This is a genomic window from Haemophilus seminalis, from assembly GCF_006384255.1.
GTDB classification, from domain to species: Bacteria; Pseudomonadota; Gammaproteobacteria; order Enterobacterales; family Pasteurellaceae; genus Haemophilus; species Haemophilus seminalis.
This window is the reverse complement of sequence record NZ_VCED01000003.1, coordinates 200823-225084: the sequence shown is the minus strand read 5'-3', so window position 1 is coordinate 225084 and position 24262 is coordinate 200823. Positions and strand designations below refer to the sequence as shown.

Annotated in this window: 28 protein-coding genes and 1 riboswitch; of the genes, 11 read left to right on the top strand and 17 right to left on the bottom strand. The window is 37.6% G+C overall.

Features of this window, described 5'->3' with window-relative positions:
• Positions 1 to 32: 32 nt before the first annotated feature.
• From uvrD to mobA, 8 genes are all read right to left on the bottom strand, one after another.
• The gene (gene uvrD, locus FE813_RS05450) at positions 33 to 2213 is read right to left on the bottom strand and encodes a DNA helicase II (protein WP_139989789.1); all 2181 of its coding nucleotides are present in this window, start codon (positions 2211 to 2213) and stop codon (positions 33 to 35) included.
• Positions 2214 to 2319: 106 nt separating this feature from the next.
• Positions 2320 to 3075, bottom strand: coding sequence for a Nif3-like dinuclear metal center hexameric protein (locus FE813_RS05445; RefSeq protein WP_139989788.1), 756 nt, complete (start codon positions 3073 to 3075; stop codon positions 2320 to 2322).
• Positions 3076 to 3249: 174 nt separating this feature from the next.
• A complete protein-coding gene (locus tag FE813_RS05440; protein ID WP_139989787.1) occupies positions 3250 to 3885 on the bottom strand; it encodes a 7-carboxy-7-deazaguanine synthase QueE in 636 nt (211 codons plus the stop codon).
• Positions 3886 to 4311: a 6-carboxytetrahydropterin synthase QueD gene (queD, locus tag FE813_RS05435; RefSeq protein WP_139989786.1), complete on the bottom strand. Its 426-nt coding sequence runs from the start codon at positions 4309 to 4311 to the stop codon at positions 3886 to 3888.
• The gene (gene queC, locus FE813_RS05430; RefSeq protein ID WP_139989785.1) at positions 4304 to 4987 is read right to left on the bottom strand and encodes a 7-cyano-7-deazaguanine synthase QueC; all 684 of its coding nucleotides are present in this window, start codon (positions 4985 to 4987) and stop codon (positions 4304 to 4306) included. Before queC ends, queD begins: the two co-directional genes overlap by 8 nt.
• A gap of 1 nt (position 4988) precedes the next feature.
• A riboswitch (PreQ1 riboswitch) is annotated at positions 4989 to 5033 on the bottom strand.
• A gap of 75 nt (positions 5034 to 5108) precedes the next feature.
• A complete protein-coding gene (locus FE813_RS05425; protein ID WP_139989784.1) occupies positions 5109 to 6548 on the bottom strand; it encodes an alanine/glycine:cation symporter family protein in 1440 nt (479 codons plus the stop codon).
• A gap of 152 nt (positions 6549 to 6700) precedes the next feature.
• A complete protein-coding gene (locus FE813_RS05420) occupies positions 6701 to 8500 on the bottom strand; it encodes an ATP-binding protein (RefSeq protein ID WP_139989783.1) in 1800 nt (599 codons plus the stop codon).
• A gap of 2 nt (positions 8501 to 8502) precedes the next feature.
• Positions 8503 to 9099, bottom strand: a complete 597-nt coding sequence (mobA, locus tag FE813_RS05415; protein WP_139989782.1) for a molybdenum cofactor guanylyltransferase MobA — start codon at positions 9097 to 9099, stop codon at positions 8503 to 8505.
• Positions 9100 to 9163: 64 nt separating this feature from the next.
• Here mobA and FE813_RS05410 point away from each other — a divergent pair, with 64 nt between their 5' ends.
• The 6 genes from FE813_RS05410 (at position 9164) to FE813_RS05385 (ending at position 12875) form a co-directional block, all read left to right on the top strand.
• Complete coding sequence (locus FE813_RS05410; RefSeq protein WP_005631120.1) at positions 9164 to 9430, top strand: YihD family protein; 267 nt, start codon at positions 9164 to 9166, stop codon at positions 9428 to 9430.
• 12 nt (positions 9431 to 9442) lie between these two features.
• A complete protein-coding gene (dsbA, locus tag FE813_RS05405; RefSeq protein ID WP_046952675.1) occupies positions 9443 to 10060 on the top strand; it encodes a thiol:disulfide interchange protein DsbA in 618 nt (205 codons plus the stop codon).
• A 61-nt stretch (positions 10061 to 10121) separates the two neighbouring features.
• Positions 10122 to 10457, top strand: a complete 336-nt coding sequence (locus FE813_RS05400; protein ID WP_139989781.1) for a MaoP family protein — start codon at positions 10122 to 10124, stop codon at positions 10455 to 10457.
• A 143-nt stretch (positions 10458 to 10600) separates the two neighbouring features.
• Entirely contained in the window at positions 10601 to 11692 is a 1092-nt protein-coding gene (trmA, locus tag FE813_RS05395) for a tRNA (uridine(54)-C5)-methyltransferase TrmA (protein ID WP_139989780.1), read from the top strand.
• A complete protein-coding gene (locus tag FE813_RS05390) occupies positions 11674 to 12447 on the top strand; it encodes a class I SAM-dependent methyltransferase (RefSeq protein WP_139989779.1) in 774 nt (257 codons plus the stop codon). Before trmA ends, FE813_RS05390 begins: the two co-directional genes overlap by 19 nt.
• On the top strand, positions 12441 to 12875 hold the full coding sequence (locus FE813_RS05385; protein WP_139989778.1) for a SoxR reducing system RseC family protein: 435 nt from the start codon (positions 12441 to 12443) through the stop codon (positions 12873 to 12875). The genes FE813_RS05390 and FE813_RS05385 overlap by 7 nt, the downstream gene beginning before the upstream one ends.
• Before the next feature lie 7 nt (positions 12876 to 12882).
• Here FE813_RS05385 and ruvB read toward each other — a convergent pair whose 3' ends face one another.
• The 9 genes from ruvB to aspS all read right to left on the bottom strand — a co-directional run bounded on the left by ruvB (position 12883) and on the right by aspS (position 20720).
• Positions 12883 to 13890 carry a Holliday junction branch migration DNA helicase RuvB gene (gene ruvB / locus FE813_RS05380; RefSeq protein ID WP_139989777.1) on the bottom strand — a complete coding sequence of 336 codons (1008 nt, stop codon included), beginning with the start codon at positions 13888 to 13890 and terminating at the stop codon, positions 12883 to 12885.
• A gap of 7 nt (positions 13891 to 13897) precedes the next feature.
• Positions 13898 to 14512 carry a Holliday junction branch migration protein RuvA gene (ruvA, locus tag FE813_RS05375; protein WP_139989776.1) on the bottom strand — a complete coding sequence of 205 codons (615 nt, stop codon included), beginning with the start codon at positions 14510 to 14512 and terminating at the stop codon, positions 13898 to 13900.
• Positions 14513 to 14574: 62 nt separating this feature from the next.
• Positions 14575 to 15147 (bottom strand): crossover junction endodeoxyribonuclease RuvC, encoded by a 573-nt coding sequence (ruvC, locus tag FE813_RS05370; protein ID WP_118782447.1) that lies wholly within the window; start codon positions 15145 to 15147, stop codon positions 14575 to 14577.
• A gap of 52 nt (positions 15148 to 15199) precedes the next feature.
• A complete protein-coding gene (locus FE813_RS05365; protein WP_139989775.1) occupies positions 15200 to 15634 on the bottom strand; it encodes an ACP-like domain-containing protein in 435 nt (144 codons plus the stop codon).
• Between the two features lie 16 nt (positions 15635 to 15650).
• Positions 15651 to 16391: a YebC/PmpR family DNA-binding transcriptional regulator gene (locus FE813_RS05360; protein WP_048952842.1), complete on the bottom strand. Its 741-nt coding sequence runs from the start codon at positions 16389 to 16391 to the stop codon at positions 15651 to 15653.
• 12 nt (positions 16392 to 16403) lie between these two features.
• On the bottom strand, positions 16404 to 16856 hold the full coding sequence (nudB, locus tag FE813_RS05355; RefSeq protein ID WP_139989774.1) for a dihydroneopterin triphosphate diphosphatase: 453 nt from the start codon (positions 16854 to 16856) through the stop codon (positions 16404 to 16406).
• Between the two features lie 100 nt (positions 16857 to 16956).
• Positions 16957 to 18225, bottom strand: a complete 1269-nt coding sequence (locus FE813_RS05350) for an NRAMP family divalent metal transporter (RefSeq protein ID WP_139989773.1) — start codon at positions 18223 to 18225, stop codon at positions 16957 to 16959.
• A gap of 275 nt (positions 18226 to 18500) precedes the next feature.
• Positions 18501 to 18920 (bottom strand): hypothetical protein, encoded by a 420-nt coding sequence (locus tag FE813_RS05345; protein ID WP_139989772.1) that lies wholly within the window; start codon positions 18918 to 18920, stop codon positions 18501 to 18503.
• 33 nt (positions 18921 to 18953) lie between these two features.
• On the bottom strand, positions 18954 to 20720 hold the full coding sequence (gene aspS, locus FE813_RS05340) for an aspartate--tRNA ligase (protein WP_139989771.1): 1767 nt from the start codon (positions 20718 to 20720) through the stop codon (positions 18954 to 18956).
• A gap of 197 nt (positions 20721 to 20917) precedes the next feature.
• Between aspS and cmoA the strand changes: the two genes are divergently transcribed.
• From cmoA to hfq, 5 genes are all read left to right on the top strand, one after another.
• On the top strand, positions 20918 to 21640 hold the full coding sequence (gene cmoA, locus FE813_RS05335; RefSeq protein ID WP_139989770.1) for a carboxy-S-adenosyl-L-methionine synthase CmoA: 723 nt from the start codon (positions 20918 to 20920) through the stop codon (positions 21638 to 21640).
• 75 nt (positions 21641 to 21715) lie between these two features.
• Positions 21716 to 22123 (top strand): lactoylglutathione lyase, encoded by a 408-nt coding sequence (gene gloA / locus FE813_RS05330; RefSeq protein WP_111407625.1) that lies wholly within the window; start codon positions 21716 to 21718, stop codon positions 22121 to 22123.
• A 73-nt stretch (positions 22124 to 22196) separates the two neighbouring features.
• Positions 22197 to 22865 carry a ribonuclease T gene (gene rnt, locus FE813_RS05325; protein WP_139989769.1) on the top strand — a complete coding sequence of 223 codons (669 nt, stop codon included), beginning with the start codon at positions 22197 to 22199 and terminating at the stop codon, positions 22863 to 22865.
• Positions 22866 to 22914: 49 nt separating this feature from the next.
• Positions 22915 to 23883, top strand: coding sequence for a 23S rRNA pseudouridine(955/2504/2580) synthase RluC (gene rluC / locus FE813_RS05320; protein WP_139989768.1), 969 nt, complete (start codon positions 22915 to 22917; stop codon positions 23881 to 23883).
• A gap of 91 nt (positions 23884 to 23974) precedes the next feature.
• A complete protein-coding gene (hfq, locus tag FE813_RS05315; RefSeq protein WP_046942174.1) occupies positions 23975 to 24250 on the top strand; it encodes an RNA chaperone Hfq in 276 nt (91 codons plus the stop codon).
• Positions 24251 to 24262: the final 12 nt, after the last annotated feature.

The following is a 24262-nucleotide window of genomic DNA, read 5'->3' as shown; positions in this document are numbered from 1 at the left end:
ATTAATCGGTAGAAGTAAAACTCTCTTGGATTCTACCGCACTTTTTCCAGTTTTGCCAAATGTGCAATGAGCCATTTAATGCCTTGCGCTTGGAAGGCAATTTGGAGGCGAGTATTGTTATCTGATCCTTCGACATTAATGACGGTGCCAAAACCGAATTTTTCATGTTTGACTTTTTGACCCATTTTCCATTCATTTTCGACCGCACTGGTATTAGACAATGAACCGACTTTTGCTAGATTCATTGCGCGCGTGACAGTTCCTCGTAAACGAATTTCTTGGATACATTCTCTCGGTAATTCGGCGATAAAACGTGATGGTAAATGGCGTTCTTCTTTTGCATATAACCGACGGCTTTCCGCATAAGAGATGGTCAGTTTTTTCTTCGCACGAGTAATGCCGACATAAGCTAAACGACGTTCTTCTTCTAAACGCCCAGGTTCCTCAAAAGAACGGAAACTTGGGAATAAACCTTCTTCTACGCCAACCATAAATACACGAGGAAATTCTAAGCCTTTAGCAGAGTGTAATGTCATCATTTCTACACAAGATTGATGTGGAGAGGCTTGTTCTTCACCCGCTTCTAAAGAGGCGTGAGTTAAAAAGGCGGTGAGCTCCGTCATATCTTCTGTATCATCAGGTTTGATGAATCCACGGGTTGCGGTAACTAATTCTTCCAAGTTTTCAATACGCACTTCGCCTTTTTCACCTTTTTCTTGTTTATACATATCATATAAACCTGAATGTTTAATCACAAAATCAGTTTGTGCGAAAAGCGGCATTTCTGCGGTATCAAGTTGTAGTGAATTAATTAATTCCAGGAAACGCAATAATGCGGTTGAGGCTCGCCCAGCCAACATATTTTCTTGTGTTGCGACTTGTACTGCTTGCCATAAGGTAATTTGGCGTTCGCGGGTTAAGTTGCGCAATATATCTAAAGTGCGGTCGCCAATGCCACGCGTTGGCGTATTAATTACACGCTCAAAAGCTGCATCATCTTGACGATTATTAATCAAACGAAGATAGGCTAAAGCATCTTTAATTTCTTGACGTTCGAAGAAACGCATACCGCCATAAATACGATATGGAATTTGACAACGAATTAAGGCTTCTTCAATAACGCGTGATTGGCTATTACTACGATAAAGTACAGCGCAATCATCAAGTTTTCCGCCATGTTCTACCCAATCCTGAATTTGTGAGGAGACAAATTTTGCTTCGTCTAATTCATTAAAAGCAGCATAGATGCCAACCGGATCGCCTTTTTCACCCTCTGTCCATAAATTTTTACCAAGACGATCACTATTGTTTGCAATTAATTCATTTGCGCTGTTTAGGATATTGGCGGTAGAACGATAGTTTTGTTCAAGGCGAATTGTTTCGGCTTTGAAATCTTTCAAGAATTTTTGAATATTTTCGATTTGTGCGCCACGCCAACCGTATATAGATTGATCGTCATCGCCTACGATCATGACTTTGCCAGTTTCTCCAGCAATAATTTTGATCCATTTATATTGAATTTTATTGGTGTCTTGAAACTCATCCACCAAAATATGCTGAAAACGTTGTTGATAACGTTGCAAAATTAATGGTTTTTTCTCAAATAATTCATAGGCCCGAATTAATAATTCAGCAAAATCGACCAATCCTGCGCGATCGCAAGTGTCTTGATAGATCTTATAAATTTTAATCCATTCACGCTCTTGACGATCATTAAAATCTTCAATGTCGTTTGGTCGCAAGCCTTCATCTTTTTTGTTATTGATGTACCAACAAGCCTGTTTAGGCGGAAAGGCTTTTTCATCAAAATTATGTAATTTTAATAACCGTTTAATTAAACGAAGTTGATCTTCTGAATCCAAAATTTGGAAATCTTGTGGCAATCCTGCATCTAAATGATGAGCTCGCAATAAACGATGGGCAATGCTGTGGAAGGTACCAATCCACATACCAAATAATTGATGTTGTGCGTGTTTAGCAAGTGTTGCTTGAATACGATGACGCATTTCTGCTGCTGCTTTATTGGTAAACGTTACCGCCATAATGCTGCCTTCAGAAATATTTTCTACCGCAATTAACCAAGCGATACGGTGCGTCAATACACGCGTTTTACCAGATCCTGCACCCGCTAGCACTAAGTGATTACCAAGAGGAGCAGCTACAGCTTCGCGTTGTTTATCGTTAAGTCCGTCAAGTAATTCAGAAATATCCATAACAATTAAACTGTTCAAATTTACAGTTATTATAATCCTATTTCTCTTTTGAAACAATAAGATTTGTAGGTATATCAAAAGGAGGGTAAAACATGTTCGAATAATATTAAGCAGGATTATCTATATCCTTAAACTCAACATCAAAACCATATGCTTTAGAAAGCCATTCTCCTAATATTTTTATACCATAGCGTTCTGTTGCGTGATGACCAGCGGCAAAAAAATGAATGCCCTGTTCACGTGCAGAATGAATAGTTTGCTCAGATACTTCACCTGTAACAAATGCATCACAGCCTTGCGCAGCAGCAAGATCAATATAACCTTGTCCTCCTCCTGTACAAATTCCTACTTTTCGAATCAGGCACGGACCATTTTCAATACAAATTAATGGCTTTCTATTCAAAACTTTTTCTATTTTCTCTGCAAATTCTTCTCCCGTCATAGGGGATCGCAATTCCCCCCAAATAGGAATGCTCATCGGCGACTTTTCTAGTGGGTGTAACTGTTCAATACCAAGTAATTCTGCTAACTGGGCGTTATTTCCTAATTCAGAATGAATATCTAATGGTAAATGATAGCTATATAAATTTATATCATTCACAAGCAAACTTTTTATTCGTTTACCTTTCATTCCTCGAATACAAGGATTTTCACTTTTCCAAAAATAGCCATGATGAACAATAATAGCATCAGCATCTTGCTCAATGGCATAATTAATCAATGCTTGACTTGCTGTAACTCCTGTAATGATTTTATGAACATTTGCTTTGCCTTCTACTTGCAAACCATTTGGCGCATAGTCAGTGATTTTTTCAGAATTAAGTTTTAGGTTAAGAAGTTGCTCAAGTTCAATGTTATTCATAATTAATATAAATAGGAAAAAGATAAGATATGGTACAAAATTCCAAAAAAAATGGCTAGCACAAAGGAGTGGGGGAAGTGTGCTAGCCAGGTTTGATTATGATTACTATCTAAAACAAGAACCATTATATACTAAATTATATATCGATCAATAAAAAAATAATATTTCTTTCTATTACTCAATACCAATCAATTTATGTGTTTGTAAACTTAGCTTCCATTTAGGTTTATTTGAGCGTAGATTCAACTGACCAAGTAAAGTGATAGTCTCAAGTAAATTCATTTTCCCCGTAATTTCACAAGGTGAAAGATAGTAATTCTCTGCTTTTATTTTTTTCTCAATCAATTCACAAAATGATGATACATTACCATCCATGACAATACGTACTTCATTTGCAAATGAAATACAGCGCTTTTCATACTTATGCGCATAAAGGCTCTTAGGACTCGTCGCAATATAATCTATTTGAGCAGGAACTGTCTTTAGACCATTAGTTTCAATTGCAAGAAAATAGCCATCTGCTTTAAATTGCTCAAGTAAGTATTCAATTTTTGGCACAATTGTTGGCTCACCACCAGTGATGATAATATTCCTTGATGGAAAGGACCGCACTTTTTCTAAAATCTGTGATGCAGACCAGCGTTTAAAATCATTATAAGGCGTATCACACCAAGGACAGTCCAGATTACATTTACCAAATCGTACAAAAATACTTGGCATCCCCGTATTGAACCCTTCTCCTTGCAGACTTTCAAAAATCTCAACTATATTAAAGTGCGGCTCAAACTCATGATATTTTTCCACCGACACTTACTCCTGATACTCACAAAACGAAGTTGGCGTTTCCCATAAACGAACGGCTGATATAGCCAGTTGTTCATCATGTTTTAAACGATTAAAAATAAAACGAGCCATTTCTTCTGCCGTCGTTCTAAAAGGAACACCAAACGTTTTTGAGTTTAACTTTTGCAATAGCGCGGCAATTTGGCTTTCTCGCTCACTGGTTTGATCATAAATAAATGCATGATCCATCGGATCTAAAATAGTTTTTTTCACAATAGACTTTAGATCTGAAAAATCAATGACCATTGCTTTTTTTGCACCAGACTCATATAAGTCACCCGAAATTTCAACTTGTAATTTATATGTGTGCCCATGTAAATTTTGACATTTCCCGTCATGCCCATCTAATAAATGTGCCATATCAAAGCTAAATTCTTTGTAAATTTTAAACATTTTTTCCACCTTTCTGAGCCAAATATTCCGTCAGACCTTTATCGCGTAAAATACAACTTGGGCATTGACCACATCCTCCATTTACACCTTCATAACAAGTATGAGTATAGTTACGCACATAGTCTAGCACTCCTAACTCATCAGCAAGTTGCCAAGTCTGTGCTTTGGTGAGATACATTAATGGCGTTTTGATGTTAAATTGATAATCCATTGCAAGATTTAATGTGACATTCATAGACTTTATAAACACGTCTCGACAATCGGGATAACCACTAAAATCCGTTTCACAAACACCGGTAATAATATCCTGAATACCCTGTCCCTTGGCATAAATTGCAGCATAAAGCAAAAACAATGCATTACGGCCATCAACAAAAGTATTGGGTAATTTATTGTCTTTTTGTTCAATATGCACGTTCTCATCCATTAAAGCATTGTGAGTGATGGCTTTAATAACAGAAGTATCAATAAATGTTTGTTTCACACCTAAATCTTGTGCAATCCATTTTGCTTTTTCTAATTCAATTGAATGACGTTGTCCATACTGAAATGTAATAGTTTCAACATTTTCTTTGCCATATTCAGCAATAGCTTGAAACAAACAGGTGGTGGAGTCTTGCCCACCAGAAAAGATAACAATCGCTTTACGATTATAATTTGGATTGGAAATATTCATATTTTACCTAGTTTTTTTATGTAGGAGGTTTGCGAACTACGAATTGAGGGCGTGCATTCTAGTGCTAAATAAGATCTTTTACAATAAAAATGGCTACCTAATTGAGTAGCCATTTAAATATTTACTTCCAAATACGATAATCTAATACTCTCTTACTTAACTCTGGATAATCACTGATATTAAATTCAGGTGTTTTTCCAGATCTAAGTTGGCGTTGATAGTCTTTCATTAATTTCCATACAATAGGAGAAAGCATTAAAATAGCCACTAAATTAATAATAGCCATAACCGCCATCACAGTATCCGCAAAACTCCAAACAACATTTCCTGATCGTACTGCACCAAAATAAACAAAAAAGAGCACCATTAATCGGAATAAAAAAATAAACCAAGGTTTATTCTTAATAAAACGAATATTACTCTCCGCATAGGCATAGTTCCCAATAATGGAAGAATAAGCAAATAACAATAAAATAAAAGCAAGAAAATGCACGCCAAATTCACCGACATGATATTGTAATGCCGTTTGCGTAAGAGAAATACTTTTTAGTGTTTCATTACCATAATTATTGGAAAGCAAAATAATAATTGCCGTACAAGTACAAACAATCATGGTATCAACAAACACTCCCAGCATTTGAACTAATCCTTGACTAACTGGGTGTTTTACATGGGCTGCGGCTGCAGCATTTGGAGCTGATCCCATTCCTGCTTCGTTCGAAAATAACCCACGTTTAATCCCCATCATCATCGCTTTTGACACTAATGCTCCAAACATGCCTCCTGCTGCAGCATCAAAATTAAATGCGCTTTTAATAATATTACTTAAAACACTAGGAATCATTTCTGTATGCATTCCCAAAATGATCACTGCCATAATGAGATAAAAAAGTGCCATCATTGGGACTAAGCTACTTGAAATTACTGCAATACGCTTAATTCCACCAAAAATAATAAGCGCAGTTAAAATCACTAATGCAAGACCAATGTATTCACCTTGCCAATTCCAAGCATTTTGAGTTGCTTCAACAATAGAATTAGCCTGAACAGAATTAAATGCGAAACCAAAGGTAAAAATTAATGCCACGGCAAATGAGACTGCCATGCAACGTGATTGTAATCCTTGAATAATGTAGTATGCAGGGCCACCGCGAAATGAGCCATCTTTATCTTGAACTTTAAATAATTGTGCCAAGGTTGATTCAGCAAAAGCACTTGACATACCAATAAATGCAGTCACCCACATCCAGAATACTGCACCTTCTCCACCCAATGCAATAGCCGTTGCTACCCCACCAATATTGCCTACTCCTACACGGCTAGCTAATCCTGTAGCAAAGGCTTGAAATGGTGTAAGAGAATTCCCCTCGGTTGCTCTACCAAACCACATTTCTCGAATGCTTGCTGGGAAAAGGCGAAACTGTACAAATCCAGTTGTTATAGTAAAAAACAATCCTGTACCTAATAAAATAATAATAGTGATATCCCATAAAGGAGCATCAATGTGTGAAACAATCCAACTTAATGCTTGTTCCAAAATTTTAGAAAATTCAAACTCCATAAAACCCCCTCAAAAAGTAAAAATCTAATTATATGAATTCAAGGTATAATTTCGATGATTTTTAAGCAATACAACAAAAAAAACAGCAACAATAAAGAAAAAATCTAATAAATTAGAAATATTTTAGATATTTTCAAAAATTAAAATTGAAGTTAACGTTTATAATTTAAAAATTGAATTAGACTATCCACCTCGTCTTTCCAGTTCTTATTCATTAATTCAATCCATTTCTCAATAATAATCTTATTAGAAACCTGAGCTGCCTTTTCTAAATCTTCAGCCAACTTATGTAATTGAATGAGTCCTACCGATGCTGCAGCTCCTTTAATTTTATGAGAAAAGGATTCCGTTTCTTTTAAATTATTAACTGATAGTTTAGACAAATAGGTGGGCATTACTTGTTTAAAAATATCTAAATTAGCCAAAACTTGTGCTTTACCTAAAGTTTCAATGAGATCCAAATCAAATACTTCTGTATTATCATTTTCTTGTATTTTTACAATAGGATGAGATTCATCTGAGAAAAAGTATTGCAGACAATGCTGTAAGTCTTTAATTAAAATAGGTTTACGCAATACACCATCCATCCCCATTTCAAGATAGTCTTTCTCACTATGCATTACATTAGCCGTGAATGCGATCATCGGTGGTAAAAAATCATAAATCCCTTCTTCATAATTTTTTCGTAAATATTGCGCAATATCAAACCCCGTCATATCTGGCAATTTAATATCAAGCAATAGTAAATCATAGGAGTTTTTTTCAAATAGTGTGATGGCTTGCTGACCATTTATCGCCACATCTACCCGATGCCCCAACTTCTCTAAAATTGTTTTTGCAACAATAACATTGAGTTCAACATCTTCAACTAAAAGAATATGTAAATGAGGAATAACTTGATGATTAATTGTGTTAATTTGCGTTTCTTCCGCCTGAATAGATAAATAGAATGTTGATCCCTTTCCTAATTCACTTTCAACTCTCAAATCCCCCCGCATTAATCTAGCAAGATTTTTAGATATTGCTAACCCAATACCACTGCCCGCACTTTGCTGACGACTCTCTTTTACTTGGTAATAAAGTTCAAAAATACGAGACTGCTCTTTTGGTGCGATCCCCATTCCTGTATCAATCACATTAAAATAATAATAATCTTTTTCCCTACTTACTTTTAATGTAATTTCCCCATGATCAGTAAATTTCACAGCATTACTAATTAAATTCCATAAAATTTGGCTTAAACGAACACGATCTAAGGTTAAATAATTAGGTAAACCTGGCTCTGTAACCAAATGAAAGGTAAGATGTTTTTGCTTTGCTAAAAAACTAGCGAAATTATAAATATCATTCAATAATGCAGGAAAATCTGTTGGTTGTAGATTTAACTCTATCCGGCTTGCATCAATTTTCTCTAAATCAATAATATCACTAAAAATATACCCTAAGCTTACCGCACTTATATTGATCGTTTTTAAATAATTGCGTTGTTTATCATCTAATTTATCATCAAGTAAAATTTGGCTTAAACCCACAATGCCATTTAATGGCGTACGCAACTCATGACTAATAGTAGCAAGTAAAGTGCTTTTATCTCTATTATGTTTTTCTAATTTTTCTAGCGCATCGGAAAGTTTTTGCTGAGCAATGATTCGCTCATTCACTTCCTTTTCTAATCGATTAACAGAACAAGATAGCTCTAAACGCGAACGTTCCAATCTTTCAACAAGCAACGTAAAAAAATAAATCACAAAAGGTGCAGTGAGCAATCCAAATGTAACTGATCGAATAATATCGCCCCAAGAGATAGTATGCACAATGAAAAAACTAAATAAAATTTGGGTACATAGTGCAAAAATAGCCAAAATCGTCACGCCTAATAAAGAAAAACGAATTCTTCCTAAGCGAATTACCCAATCAACGTAACGCTGTGCAAAATGCTTTATATTTTTCATTATTAGCCCTCTTTAAAATCATCCGAACTATAAGAATCTAAATCATCCAGTGTATTAAAATTCTCGAAATGCCCTTCTTCTTTCGTAAATTTTACTGAAATCCCACCATTTTCTTGCATAAACCGTAAAAGGTGTCGTTCACCCGATGCTAAATAGTGCCGTAATTTTTCCTTTAGCTGAACGGACATCAAACAAAAAACGGGATGTTCACGTTCCTCATCGCAAGCATAAGCAATTAAAGCACAGTGATTTTCAACCGCACTTTGGAGTTTATCTAAAAGATTAGTTGGGAAAAAAGGTGTATCACAAGGTGTAAAAAGGATAAAGTCACTTTTTGTCTTTTCAAGGGCTGTTAGCATACCACTCAATGGCCCTTGAAAATCGGGTAGTTCATCGGAAAAAACAGGAAAGCCAAATTTTGCATATTCTGTTTGACTTCGGTTAGCGTTAATCGAAATATCATGAACTTGTGGTTGCAAGCGATGAATAACATGTTGAATTAAAGATTGTTTACCTAAAATCTGTAATCCTTTATCTTGCCCACCCATTCTGCGTGCTTTGCCACCAGCCAAAATTACCGCGCTTATTGTGATTGTCATATTTTAATCTATCGTTATTTCAAGTATCATTTGCCTATTTTTTACGATTAAAAAGGAAATAGCAATGAAATGTAAGCGTTTAAATGAAGTTTTGGAACTTTTACAGCCTTATTGGTCTAAAGACCCAGATTTGAGCTTAATGGAAATTTTGCAAAAAATTGCCAATGAATCAGGTTTCCAAAAGCCATTAAATGAATTAACTGATGAAGTGATTATTTATCAGTTAAAAATGGATGGTACAGATAAACATGAGCCAATTCCTGGTCTCAAAAAAGATTACGAAGAAGATTTTAAAACCGCATTGCTCCGTGCTCGCGGTATCATTAAATAAGAGGGAAAGCAAATGAAAAAAGTATTACTTGCGTTAGGTTTAGGTATCAGTACGCTTATGTCTGTAAATAGTTTTGCCGCAGATTTACAAGAAGGCAAACAATATGTTCAAGTGAGTCAACAGGCTTCACAGCAAAAAGAAGTGATTGAGTTTTTCTCATTCTACTGCCCGCATTGTTACGCGTTTGAAATGGAATATAAAATTCCACAACAAGTCGCAGATACTTTACCAAAAGATGTGAAATTTAAACAATATCATGTAAATTTCTTAGGTCGCCAATCTGAAAACTTAACACGTGCTTGGGCGTTAGCAATGGCATTGGGGGCTGAAAGTAAAGTAAAGGCACCATTATTTGAAGCGGCTCAAAAGGATGCCTTAAAATCAATGGATGATATTCGAGCTATTTTCTTATCGAATGGTGTAACCGCGGAGCAATTTGATGGTGGCATTAATAGTTTTGCAGTAAATGGTTTAGTTAATAAACAAGTGAATGCCGCAGAACAATTTAAAGTGCGTGGCGTACCTGATTTTTATGTAAATGGAAAATTCCGCGTAAACCCTGAAGGGTTAAATTACGATGATTTCGTGAAAGATTATGTGCAAACCGTAAAAGGTTTATTGCAAAAATAACGAAAAATTGGTTTAATGCCTGCCCTATTTTGTAAATATTAATGAAAGAAGAGAGAATATTATGGCTGCAAGTTTTAGCGTAACGCGTCGTTTCTTTGACGACAAAAACTACCCACGTGGTTTTTCCCGTCACGGTGATTACACAATCAAAGAATCACAAGTGCTTGAGCAATATGGCCAAGCGTTCAAAGCATTGGACTTAGGGGAACGTGAGCCAGCGACTAAAGAAGAAAAAGATTTCGTCGCTTTTTGCCGTGGTGAGCGCGCAGCAGAGACTTTCTTTGAAAAAACTTGGAATAAATATCGTACTCGTATTAATACTAAAAAACGTGTTTACACCTTATCTGGTGATGTGAGTGAAGCTGCCTCTGGCAGTGAAGATTATTCCGGCGAATAAGATATGTTGAACAAGGCAGGCGGAAGTCTGCCTTTTGTTTTTGAATAGCTTGTGAAATCACGCGTAATTCACGGCTGATAACTTTATTCTCCTATCTTTGTATGAACGATTCGTCTTCATACGCCCTATGAATACTAATTTCTATGCAATTACCGATTTCTCAATACAACGAACAGCTACAAAAAAAACTTGAAAAGTTAACCGCACTTTTGCGCCCTTTTAATGCGCCGGATATTCAAGTTTTTGACTCTCCAACAAGCCATTATCGTATGCGTGCAGAGTTTCGTATTTGGCATGAGCAAGATGATTTTTACCATATTATGTTTGATCAAGCGATGCTACAGCGTTATCGCGTGGATGAGTTTCCAATCGCCAGCACGCTGATTAATCGTATGATGTGCACCTTATTACCTTTGTTAAAACAACAAGAGGTACTACACAAAAAATTATTCCAAATCGATTACCTTAGCACCTTGAGTAATAAGATTATTGTGAGCTTGCTTTATCATAAAACGCTCACTGAAGAATGGGAAAGTGCGGCTAAAAATTTGAAAGATTTACTCGAAAAGCAAGATTTTGATGTGCAAATAATCGGGCGTGCAAGTAAACAAAAAATCTGTTTTGAGAAAGATTATGTGGATGAAATTTTACCTGTGAATGGCAGAAATTATGTCTATCGCCAAGTCGAGAATAGTTTTACCCAGCCAAGCGCAACGGTAAACTGCAAAATGCTTGAATGGGCAATTGATTGTACCCAAAATAGTGAAGGTGATTTATTAGAACTTTACTGCGGAAACGGTAATTTTTCTATCGCACTTGCACAAAATTTCCGCAAGGTATTAGCAACAGAAATCGCCAAACCTTCCGTAGCCGCCGCACAATTTAATATTGCTGAAAATAAAGTCGATAATTTACAAATTATCCGTATGTCGGCAGAGGAATTTACGCAGGCAATGAATGGGGTTCGAGCCTTTAATCGCTTGAAAGGGATTGATTTAAAATCTTATGAATGTAATACCATTTTTGTCGATCCTCCTCGCGCAGGGCTTGATCCTGATACTGTGAAACTTGTACAAAATTACGATCGCATTTTGTATATTTCCTGTAATCCGCATACGCTGTGCGATAACCTTGTTGAACTGTCAAAAACGCACCGTATTGAAAAAGCTGCGTTATTTGACCAATTTCCTTACACTGACCACATGGAAAGCGGCGTATGGCTCATTCGCAAGTAGGAATTCAGCTGATTTCTGAATCTTCAGAAAAAACATTAGCAGAATTGACCACACTTTGTGCTGAACATAACATTATTCATGATGAACAAAGCCCACTTGCGCTTGTTCAAACCGATGAACGTTTAGAGCTTCGTAAATTAGACGAACCTAAACTCGGGGCGGTTTATGTTGATTTTGTAGGTGGCACAATGGCTCACCGTCGTAAGTTCGGTGGTGGTCGCGGTGAAGCTGTAGCGAAAGCGGTAGGGATTAAAGGTTCGGAATTGCCAACCGTTATTGATGCAACAGCAGGTCTAGGGCGTGATGCCTTTGTGCTAGCCTCGATTGGCTGCCAAGTTCGGTTAGTGGAACGTCATCCTGTTGTTTTTTTACTTCTACAAGATGGTATAAATCGTGCTTATCAAGATCAAGAAATCGGCGAGATGTTGCAAAAAAATTTGCGCTTGCTGAATGTTCACCATATTAATGAACTTGATCCTAATATTGATTATGCCGATGTGGTTTATCTCGATCCAATGTATCCACATAAACAAAAATCTGCGCTAGTAAAAAAAGAAATGCGCGTATTCCAGCATTTAGTCGGAGCTGATTTAGATGCTGATGGATTGCTGTTACCTGCGCTGCAATTAGCGAAAAAACGTGTGGTTGTGAAGCGTCCTGACTATGCAGAGTTTCTTGGTGGTAAACAACCGCACTTTAGCCGTGAAACGAAAAATCATCGCTTTGATATTTATATGGGAGCATCCCAATGCTAAGAGAAAGTGCCGTTGTTATTAGCTATGAAAATGGCATTGCCAAAGTGAAATGCCAATCTCAAAGTGCCTGTGGACAATGCGCAGCTAAAAACAGTTGTGGAACATCAAGCCTTTCCGAATTAAATGGTAAACGTGGCGAGCATATTTTTAATGTAGAAACATTAATGCCATTACGCGAAGGTCAAATTGTTGAAATAGGATTAAAAGAAAAATCAATGCTACTCTCTGCCTTATTAATGTATATTGCGCCACTTTTAACACTGGTATTAAGTACATTAATTTCTGATTATATTAGCCACAATGAAATTCTTCGTACAATACTGATATTTTTTTCCACCGCTATTTCATTTATCGTTGTGAAAATATATAGCAGAAATTTAGCACAAAAAACGGAGTTTCATCCTACTTTATTACGCGTTCTCTCATAAATAACATTTAATCTGTTAACTTCTGCAAACCAAAATGTCGATAAGTCTGTGATGTAGCAATTCGCCCACGTGGGGTACGTTGTAAAAAACCTTGCTGAATCAAATAAGGCTCTAAAACATCCTCAATAGTATCGCGTTCTTCACCGATTGCAGCAGCAAGATTATCCAGCCCTACTGGCCCGCCGTCAAAACGCTCAATAACTGCAGACAATAACTTTCTATCTAAATAATCAAATCCGGCATCGTCTACATCCAGCATTGAAAGCGCTTGTTTTGCCACATCTACCGAAATTACTCCCCCATTACGCACGTCTGCATAATCACGCACACGTCGTAATAAACGGTTTGCAATTCGAGGCGTACCTCGTGAACGACGAGCCACCTCAAAAGCGGCTTGCTGTTCTAATTCAAGATTCAAACATCCCGCACTTCTTTCAACGATAGATGTTAAATCTTCTACAGAATAGAATTCCAAACGTTGCACAATACCAAAACGATCACGCAATGGGGAAGTCAAAGAACCCGCTCTAGTCGTCGCGCCAACCAAAGTAAAAGGTGGCAAATCTAATTTAATAGAACGAGCAGCTGGCCCCTCACCAATCATAATATCCAATTGATAATCTTCCATTGCGGGATAAAGGACTTCTTCAATAGCAGGGGAAAGTCGATGAATTTCATCAATAAATAACACATCGTGCGGTTCAAGATTGGTTAGCATCGCGGCCAAATCTCCTGCTTTTTCTAATACAGGTCCTGATGTCGTACGAATATTCACGCCCATTTCATTTGCCACAATATTAGCAAGCGTTGTTTTTCCCAAACCTGGAGGACCAAAAATCAATAAATGATCTAATGCATCTTGACGTAGTTTGGCTGCCTTGATGAAAATATCCATTTGCTCACGCACTTGCGGCTGCCCAACATAATCTGCTAATAATTTAGGACGAATAGCGCGGTCAATAACATCTTCATCAATCTTAGCTTGCCCGCTAATAATTCTATCTGCTTCAATCATGTCTCACCTACAGTGCGGCTTTTAGAGCTTCGCGAATAACTTGTTCACTGGTTAATTCTGGCTTAGCAACACGTTTTACCATTTTTTCTGCTTCTACAGGTTTATAACCTAAAGCAACCAAGGCCGAAATAGCTTCATCGGATGAATTTTCTACACACGATTCAATAGATGGCGCTGACGGAATATGAGTACTTTCGACAAAGAAATCACTTTGTTTTATACCTTTAAATTTACCTTTGAGTTCAACTAATAAACGTTCAGCTGTTTTTTTACCCACACCAGGAATTTTGGTGAGTTTAGAAAGCTCTTCTCTCTCAATTGCATAAGCAAATTGTTCGACCGACATGGCAGATAAAATCGCTAAGGCTAATTTAGGGCCTACCCCATTTGTTTTGATTAATTCACGAAATAAAGTGCGGTCTGTTTTCTGGGCGAATCCAAAGAGTAAGTGAGCATCTTCACGAACAACAAAATGGGTGAATAAAGTAGTTTCTTGACCAATTTCTGGTAAATCATAGAAACTCGTCATAGGCAAAAGCAATTCATAGCCTACGCCTTGCACATTAAGTAAAATTTCTGGAGGTTGTTTTTCTAAAAGAATGCCTTGTAAGCGACCGATCATAATTCTTCCGAATGATAAAAAACTTAACGCATAGAATAAAATAAAACTGGACGAACATCCAGTTAAATTTTTAATCTAAAGCGTCCTCGGCTATATCTGGTCTTTAAAAGTGCGGTCATTTTTTCTTGCGTTTCTGTCATTTTCACAGAATTGGCAATATGTAAAGAATGTTGAATAGAATGCGCATGTGTAATTGCGATAGCCAAGGCATCCGCGGCATCGGCTTGAGGTTTATCTGACAACTTCAAAATACGAGTCACCATTTCTTGCACTTGCACTTTATCTGCTGAACCAATGCCCACCACTGTTTGTTTTACTAAACGTGCGGCATATTCAAAAACAGGTAAATCATGATTTACCGCTGCAACAATCGCCGTACCGCGAGCCTGCCCGAGTTTCAAAGCAGAATCCGCATTCTTCGCCATAAACACTTGCTCAATCGCAAACATATCTGGTTGAAATTGCGTGATGATTTCAGTTACTCCAGCATAAATGCGTTTCAAACGGGTTGGTAAATCTTCAACTTGAGTACGAATTGCGCCACTGCCAAGATATTCCAAATATCTTCCTGTTTGGCGAATCACACCATAACCTGTCACACGAGAACCGGGATCAATGCCTAAAATAATACTCATAAGAATAAAAATAAACGGCTAATCTATTAACACTAGCCGTTTTATTTTTTTATTATTTGTTTGCTTTTACTGTAGCTTTTACATTAACATCGCAATTCTTTACTAGAATTTTATCTGATTTTTCACCTTTTTCTAAAAGATTTACAGGCACTACAGAATCAAATTTATTTAACGTTAAACCACTATCTACGTTCCAAACATATTTGCCTGAAGTAAATGAAGTAAAATCTTTTTGCGCTGTATCACGAGAAAAATCTTTCGCGATAACTTTGTTACCAACCATCACCATTGCAGCTGTGGCTTCTTGATTCTCAAATTGATAAACTGCCGTAACCGTTTTTTTATTACAAGAATAAACAACTGTTTTATCTGTTACGGTTGGCATTGCACCTTGAGCTGGTTTTGATTCCATTTTTGCTGTTTCACTTGCACAAGCGGATAATACAACAAACGCAGCCATTACAGGCAATACTTTTACTAATTTCATTATTATCTCCTTAAAATTACAGCTGAGCTGCAATTTCATCACTAATTTCACCGTTATGATATACGTTTTGTACATCATCACAGTCTTCTAACATATCAATTAAACGCAACAATTTAGGCGCAGTTTCAAGATCAAGATCGACAGTAGTTGATGGAATCATTGTCACTTCAGCTTCTTGAACTTTAAAGCCAGCTGCTTCAATACCATCACGCACCGAACCTAAATCTTCCCAAGCGGTGTAGATTTCAAATGAACCATCATCTTGGGGTTGAATATCATCAGCACCTGCTTCAATTGCTGCTTCAGTTAACGCATCTTCGTCTGCTTCAGTAATTAGAATTAAACCTTTTTTACTAAACAAATAACCAACAGATCCCTCAGTCCCTAAATTCCCCCCACATTTAGTGAAACTTGGGCGAACTTGTGAGATCGTGCGGTTTGCGTTGTCACTTAGACACTCAACCATCACAGCAGTTCCACCTGGACCATAACCTTCATAAATTTTGGTTTCCATATTGGTGTCATCGCCACCACCTACACCACGATCAATGGCTCGGTTGATAGTATCACGCGTCATATTATTGCTAAGCGCTTTATCAACTGCTGCACGTAAACGCGGGTTAGCACTCACATCGCCCCCACCAATTTTAGCTGCAGTAACAAGTTCACGAATTAATTTAGTAAAAATTTTACCGCGTTGTGCATCTTGTGCTGCTTTGCGGTGTTTAATATTAGCCCACTTACTATGGCCTGCCATGTTGTTTTCCTTCTATTTAACTTTAAGAATATATTTTCTAATTGCTTCCGCATTATTGGAAGATTTCGTCATTTGGATCGCTTGTTCAGGTGAAACCCATTGATACGCCAAATGCTCACTTAATATCGGTTCAAATTCCTGCTCAATTGCCAATAAAAACCAATGTTCATGACATTGAGTCACATTCGGTGCGTATTTATATCGGAAATGTGGAAAAATTTCAAATTCTATGCTCTCTTTGCAATCAAAAAGTGCGGTGGAACTTTCTTCTATTTTTAATCCGACTTCTTCCCCAACTTCTCGAATCGCAGTTGTTCTTGGTGTTTCATTCGCTTCCAATGTACCAGTGACAGATTGCCAAAAAGTGGAATCATCTTGACGTTGAAGCATAAGAACACGATTCGTGCTTTTCGCATAAATTACCACGAGAACCGATTGATTATTTTTATATTTCAAACTTATCATTTACATGATTGAAAATGGGCGCATCATACCTTTTCTATTAAAAACTTTCAAAAAAATTACCGCACTTTAAAACCAAAGTACGGTAATTATCTTAATTATTTTAGTTTAACCAGCCAGCTTGTTGGGCGATAAATAATCCTGCAAAGGCGGTTAAGTAGAATAACCCAATAAGGGATAACCACAATAATCCACCTTTTACACTATGTTTCGCATGCTTAGTCAGAGATAAATTTAACCAAGCAAAAATTGGTGCTGAAACAAATGAGGCAATCATTGCGAATTTCAACATCGGCCCAACGGCATTATTAAAGTAGAAAATAATCGCTAAACCAGACAATGCTGCCAAAATCATACCGATATTAAGAATTCTCACTGAGCTTTCTTGTTTACCGAATAAAATACGTAAAGATTCAACATTGGTACGCGAATAACCATCAATTACCGTGATTGTTGTACCAAACATACACATGAACGCGATTACTGCAATTAATAAACGTGCCCATTCACCGATAGTACTTGCATACATATTGATAAGTTGCGCAATATATTTTCCGCCCACCATCTCTACGGTTTCAGGAGAACCATATTGTACCAATGCGCCAAGGGCTAAGAAAACAACGGCTAAAATGGCGGTACCGATGTAACCCACGTTGAAGTCAAACAAACCATCTTGATAAGACACTTTCGTTAGACGACGTTTTGCCACCACCCACATAGAATTAATTGCAGAGATTTCAATTGGCGCCGGCATCCAGCCCATCAAAGCAACTAAAAATGCTAATTTACTTAATTCCCATGGAGAAGGTGGCACAAAATCAGGTGCAGCTACGCCATGGATACCATTACGCATAAAGGCAATCACGACGGCGCTCACGGTTGTTACCGTTAAAGCAATCATGATGATTTTCGATAAGCTATCTAATAGACGGTATTTCCCTAACAATAAAATGCCAGTTGTCACAAGAATTACTAATGAACTTAACACTGGCATTGGGAGTGGAATTGGTGTAATGAAGGTTAAAATTGCTGCTGTTAATAACCCTACTGCAGCAGTATTAATCACTGTCGCAAAAATGTTTAAAGCTAAGAATAACCAAAGATAGAATTTCCCTTTTTGACGGTAACCTTCTAATAAAGTATTACCCGTATCTAGAGTATATTGAACACCGAAACGAAAGAAAGGATATTTGAATAAATTGGCAAGAATAACAATGCTCACTAATTCCCAACCATAGATTGCACCCGCTTGGGTAGATGCAATAATATGCGAACCACCGACAGCCGCTGATGCCATCACGATGCCAGGGCCTAAGGCAGAGAATTTACTCGCCCATGTTGATTTTTCTACTGGAGTTGAAATTTCACTCATAAAATTTTCTCTTATAAATTGACCATAAACCGAAAAAGGCCTTATTTATAATAGAATTTTATCCTTGAGTAAAGTAAATAAAATCCACTTAAAAGCACCAGTGTAAAATAAAAACCTAATTATTTTAAAATTTCAGAATATAACTCCAAAACAAATAAATTTCGCCAGTATTCACACCAAAAAACATATGTCTTTAAGTGAATAAAATTTTTTCAACAAAAAGAAAGTGCGGTCAAAATCAGTGGAATTTTTAACCGCACCATAGAATAATAAAACTAATTACTTTGAGCGTTTTTTATTTTTGAAGACTTGAAATATTCATTAATAATTGGACGATATAGGAAAAATCCCAAAATACATAATTTAATTAGACTTCTAATCGCATCTTTATCTGCATATCCGCCATCGATAAAACCAATGGCAACAGACAAACATCCTATAACTATATAAAGTGTTCTTCCCCATGATTTACCTTCCAGCATTACAATAGAAGATAAAAATACAAGGGAAGAAACTACAAATGCAAAAATTAAATATGGGATAGCTTCAGAAACTACATATCCTAAAGTTCGCCACCCATCCCATAAAATATAGAAAACTGAACAAAATCCAATCACTGAAGCGAGGATATTAATCCAAGCAATTACTTTAATGATGTAGGTTGTTTCATTTACTCTCCACAAAAATGCGGTCAAAATTGACCGCACTTTATTATTCAAATTTCAAATTTACTCAGCTTTTACAACCTGAATACTCAACTCCGCTAGCGCCTGTGGATTCGCAAAACTTGGCGCTTCGGTCATTAAGCACGCCGCTGCCGTCGTTTTCGGGAACGCGATGACATCACGAATATTTTCAGTGCCGGTTAAAAGCATAGTTAAACGGTCTAAACCGAACGCCAAACCTGCGTGTGGCGGTGTGCCGAATTTCAATGCATCCAATAAGAAACCAAATTTCTCGCGTTGTTCTTGTTCGTTGATGCCAAGAATACGGAATACGGTTTGTTGCATTTTCGGATCGAAAATACGTACAGAACCGCCACCTACTTCGTAGCCGTTGATGACCATATCGTAAGCATTCGCCACCGCAGTTGTTGGATCCGCTTCCAATTGTTCCGGTGTGAAATCACGCGGCGATGTGAATGGGTGGTGCATTGCCGCCAAATTGCCTTCATCATCACGCTCAAACATAGGGAAATCAATCACCCAAAGTGGTTGCCATTCGTCTAAACGAGTTAAACCAAGATCACGACCTAATTTCAAACGCAATGCGCCCATTGCGTCCGTAGTGGTTTGCCATTTGTCTGCACCGAAGAATAAAATATCGCCAGTTTGGGCTTTCACACGTTCTGCTAACGCTTTCCATACATCTTCATTTAAGAATTTCGCAATCGGGCTTTGTACGCCTTCAAGGCCAGCATTGATGTCGTTTACTTTCGCCCAAGCCAAACCTTTCGCACCATAAATACCAACAAATTGTGTATATTCATCAATTTGTTTACGAGTAATTTCTGCACCATTTGGTACACGAATCACGGTAACACGGCCATTTGGATTGTTGGCTGGCTCATTAAACACTTTAAAATCAACGCCTTTGACGATATCAGCCACATCTACCATTTCTAATGGGTTACGCAAATCTGGCTTATCAGAACCGAAACGACGCATTGCTTCTTGCCAAGTCATCACTGGGAACTTACCTAAATCTACACCAATGGTATCAAGCCATAAGCCGTGAACCATACGTTCCATAATTTCGCGAACTTCTGGCGCAGTTAAGAAAGAAGTTTCCACATCGATTTGAGTAAATTCAGGCTGGCGGTCCGCACGTAAATCTTCATCACGGAAACATTTCACAATTTGATAATAACGGTCAAAACCAGACATCATTAAAAGCTGTTTGAAAAGCTGTGGTGATTGTGGCAACGCATAGAATTTGCCTTTATGTACACGGCTTGGCACTAAATAGTCACGCGCACCTTCTGGCGTTGCTTTGGTAAGCATTGGGGTTTCAATATCAAGGAAACCATTATCATCCATAAAACGACGTACAAAACTGGTAATTTTCGCACGGGTTTTCAAACGTTGAGCCATTTCAGGGCGACGTAAATCTAAATAACGATATTTTAAACGTTGTTCTTCAGTATTGTTTTGGTTAAAGTCGAGAGGTAACACATCAGAAGCATTGTAAACACGCAATTCTTTCGCTAACACTTCCACTTCGCCTGTTGCCATATTTTTATTAATTTGGTTTTCAGGACGCGCAATCACTTCACCTTTAATTTGGATACAAAATTCGTTACGTAACCCCGCAGCCGCTGTCAATGCATCTTGATATTTCGGATCAAAACAAACTTGCACGATACCATCACGATCGCGCATATCAATAAAAATCAAGCCACCTAAATCACGACGGCGGTGGACCCAACCGCTTAATGTTACGTCTTGTCCGATATTGTTACGGTTTAATGCTCCGCAATAATGTGTACGCATCATATTCAATTCCTTAACTCTCTATAAAAATGGAAAAATACTGCAGAATTATACGGAAAAAGGCGCGTCTTTTAAATCTTAAACGGAAATTTATTTGACCCCTTGAAAACTTTCCTTAAAATGACCGCACTTTTTAAATATTTTCTAATTCGTAGGGTGTGGAAAAGTGAAAAACACACATACCCGACACAATGTAAACCATGAAAGATACTATTTTTTCCGCGCCCATTGAAAAACTCGGCGATTTTACCTTTGATGAAAACGTTGCTGAAGTCTTTCCTGATATGATTCAACGCTCCGTACCGGGCTATTCCAACATTATCACTGCAATCGGTATGCTGGCAGAACGTTTCGTTACTGCTGATAGTCATGTTTATGATCTTGGTTGCTCACGAGGGGCCGCTACACTTTCTGCACGTCGAAATATTCATCAACCAAACGTAAGAATTATTGGCATCGATAATTCTCAACCTATGGTTGAACGTTGTCGCCAACATATTGCGGCGTATCATAGTGAAGTACCTGTAGAAATTCTCTGTGACGATATTCGCCACGTTGAAATTAAAAATGCCTCAATGGTCATTCTCAACTTTACCTTGCAATTTTTACCGCCTGAAGATCGCATCGCATTACTTACTAAAATCTATGAAGGTTTAAATCCAAATGGCGTACTCGTGTTATCAGAAAAATTCCGTTTTGAAGATACTAAAGTTGATCATTTACTCATTGACTTACACCACCAATTCAAACGTGCTAATGGTTATAGCGAACTTGAAGTGAGTCAGAAACGCACCGCACTTGAAAATGTGATGCGCACAGATTCTATCGAGACACACAAAGTGCGGTTAAAAAACGTAGGATTTTCACAAGTAGAACTTTGGTTCCAATGCTTTAATTTTGGCTCGATGATTGCGGTTAAATAATTCATAACAAATTTATTTAATTCAACTTTTTTATGGCATAATGCCCGCACTTTTTATCACAAAAGGATTAAACCGATGCGAATTTTACATACTATGTTACGCGTGGGCGATTTAGATCGTTCAATCAAATTCTATCAGGATGTTTTAGGTATGCGCTTATTACGCACCAGTGAAAACCCTGAATACAAATATACGCTGGCTTTTTTAGGCTACGAAGATGGCGAAAGTGCGGCAGAAATTGAATTAACATACAACTGGGGCGTAGATAAATATGAACAGGGCACTGCATATGGACATATCGCTATCGGCGTGGATGATATTTATGCGACTTGTGAAGCCGTTCGCGCAAGCGGTGGTAACGTTACTCGCGAAGCAGGACCAGTTAAAGGTGGCTCAACCGTCATTGCTTTTGTTGAAGATCCAGATGGTTATAAAATTGAATTTATCGAAAACAAAAGTACTAAATCTGGTTTAGGCAACTAAAGTGCGGTCAATTTTTATTGTATTTTTAATAACGTAGGGATTCCTACGTTATTTTATTTTTAAGAGATAGATTATGTCCGATTCTCAAGAAATCCCTTATCACAACCAATTAAAAAATCGCTTTCGTGGCTATTTCCCCGTCATTATTGATGTTGAAACTGCTGGTTTTGATGCAAAAAAAGATGCGTTACTCGAACTAGCCGCCATCACATTAAAAATGGATGAAAACGGTTATTTGCATCCTGACCAAAAATGCCATTTTCATATCGAGCCTTTTGAAGGAGCAAATATTAATCCAGAGTCCTTGAAATTTAATGGCATTGATATTCACAATCCATTACGTGGCGCAGTGTCTGAACTCGATGCAATCACGGGATTATTTCAAATGGTACGTCGAGGACAAAAAGATGCAGATTGCCAACGCTCCATCATTGTGGCGCACAACGCTGCTTTTGACCAAAGTTTTGTGATGGCTGCAGCTGAACGTACCGGCGTAAAGCGTAATCCCTTCCACCCTTTTGGAATGTTTGATACGGCAACGCTTGCCGGTTTTATGTTTGGTCAGACTGTTCTCGTTAAGGCCTGTCTTGCCGCTAAAATTCCGTTTGATGGAAAGCTAGCTCACTCCGCGCTATATGACACCGAACGCACAGCGGAATTATTTTGCTATATGGTGAATCATTTAAAAGATTTAGGTGGTTATCCCCATATCATTCCAGACAGTGAAGTAAATGACAAATAAGAATAAATTCAAAGAACAAATTCCGCTTAGTCTGTCAAAAGAGAAAAATATGACTGAACAAAACGAAAAAATCATTAATTCATCAGTAAAAATGCTGACTATTAGTGAAGATGAAAGTGGCCAACGTATCGATAATTATTTATTAGCAAAACTCAAAGGCGTACCCAAAAGTTTAATTTATCGCATTGTGCGTAAAGGTGAAGTGCGGGTAAATAAAGGCCGGATTAAGCCAGAATATAAACTGCAAACAGGTGATATCGTTCGCGTTCCGCCAGTGCGTGTGGCTGAAAAAAACGACGCATCAATTTCAAAAAATCTCAATAAAGTCGCCGCACTTGAAAACCAAATTTTATTTGAAGATGATTGTTTAATTGTTTTAAATAAACCTTCAGGAATCGCTGTGCATGGAGGGAGTGGTTTAAATTTTGGTGTGATTGAAGCCTTACGAGCACTGCGTCCAGAGGCGCGTTTTTTAGAACTAGTTCATCGTTTGGATCGCGATACATCAGGTATTTTATTAATTGCTAAAAAACGTTCAGCATTACGTAATTTGCATGAACAACTTCGTGTCAAAACCGTTCAAAAAGATTATTTAGCGTTAGTTCGAGGGCAATGGCAATCCCATGTAAAAGTTGTTCAAGCACCTCTTTTGAAAAATGAATTATCCAGCGGAGAGCGCATTGTGCGTGTCAGCGAGCAAGGTAAACCATCTGAAACCCGATTTAGCATTGAAGAACGCTATACAAATGCTACGCTCGTGAAGGCTTCACCAGTCACAGGGCGTACACATCAAATTCGTGTACATACACAATATGCAGGACATCCTATTGCATTAGATGATAAATACGGCGATAAAGATTTTGATAAACAAATGAGCGAGTTGGGATTGAACCGTTTGTTCTTGCATGCCTTTTCAATTCGATTTGAGCACCCTAAAAATGGCGAAACACTACGTTTCAATGCACTACTAGATCATAAAATGAAAGCAATTTTGCAAAAGTTGCGGGAAAGCAAATAGACAACATTTGTGTTTATTGCTACACTTGCGTACGGAGACAACTCGTTTCTATCATCAAAATTTCATAATAACGACAACAAAGGATAGCAAAATGGCAAAAGGACAATCTTTACAAGATCCTTATTTAAATGCGCTTCGTCGCGAACGCATTCCTGTATCAATCTACCTTGTAAACGGAATCAAACTCCAAGGTCAAATTGAATCATTCGATCAATTCGTGATTTTATTAAAAAACACTGTGAACCAAATGGTATATAAACACGCAATTTCAACCGTTGTGCCTGCGCGCTCTGTTTCACATCACAATAGCAGCCATCATGTAGCAACACCTGAAGCCGTTGAAAGCGTGGAAACCCAAGTAGAATAATCACAGCTCCAT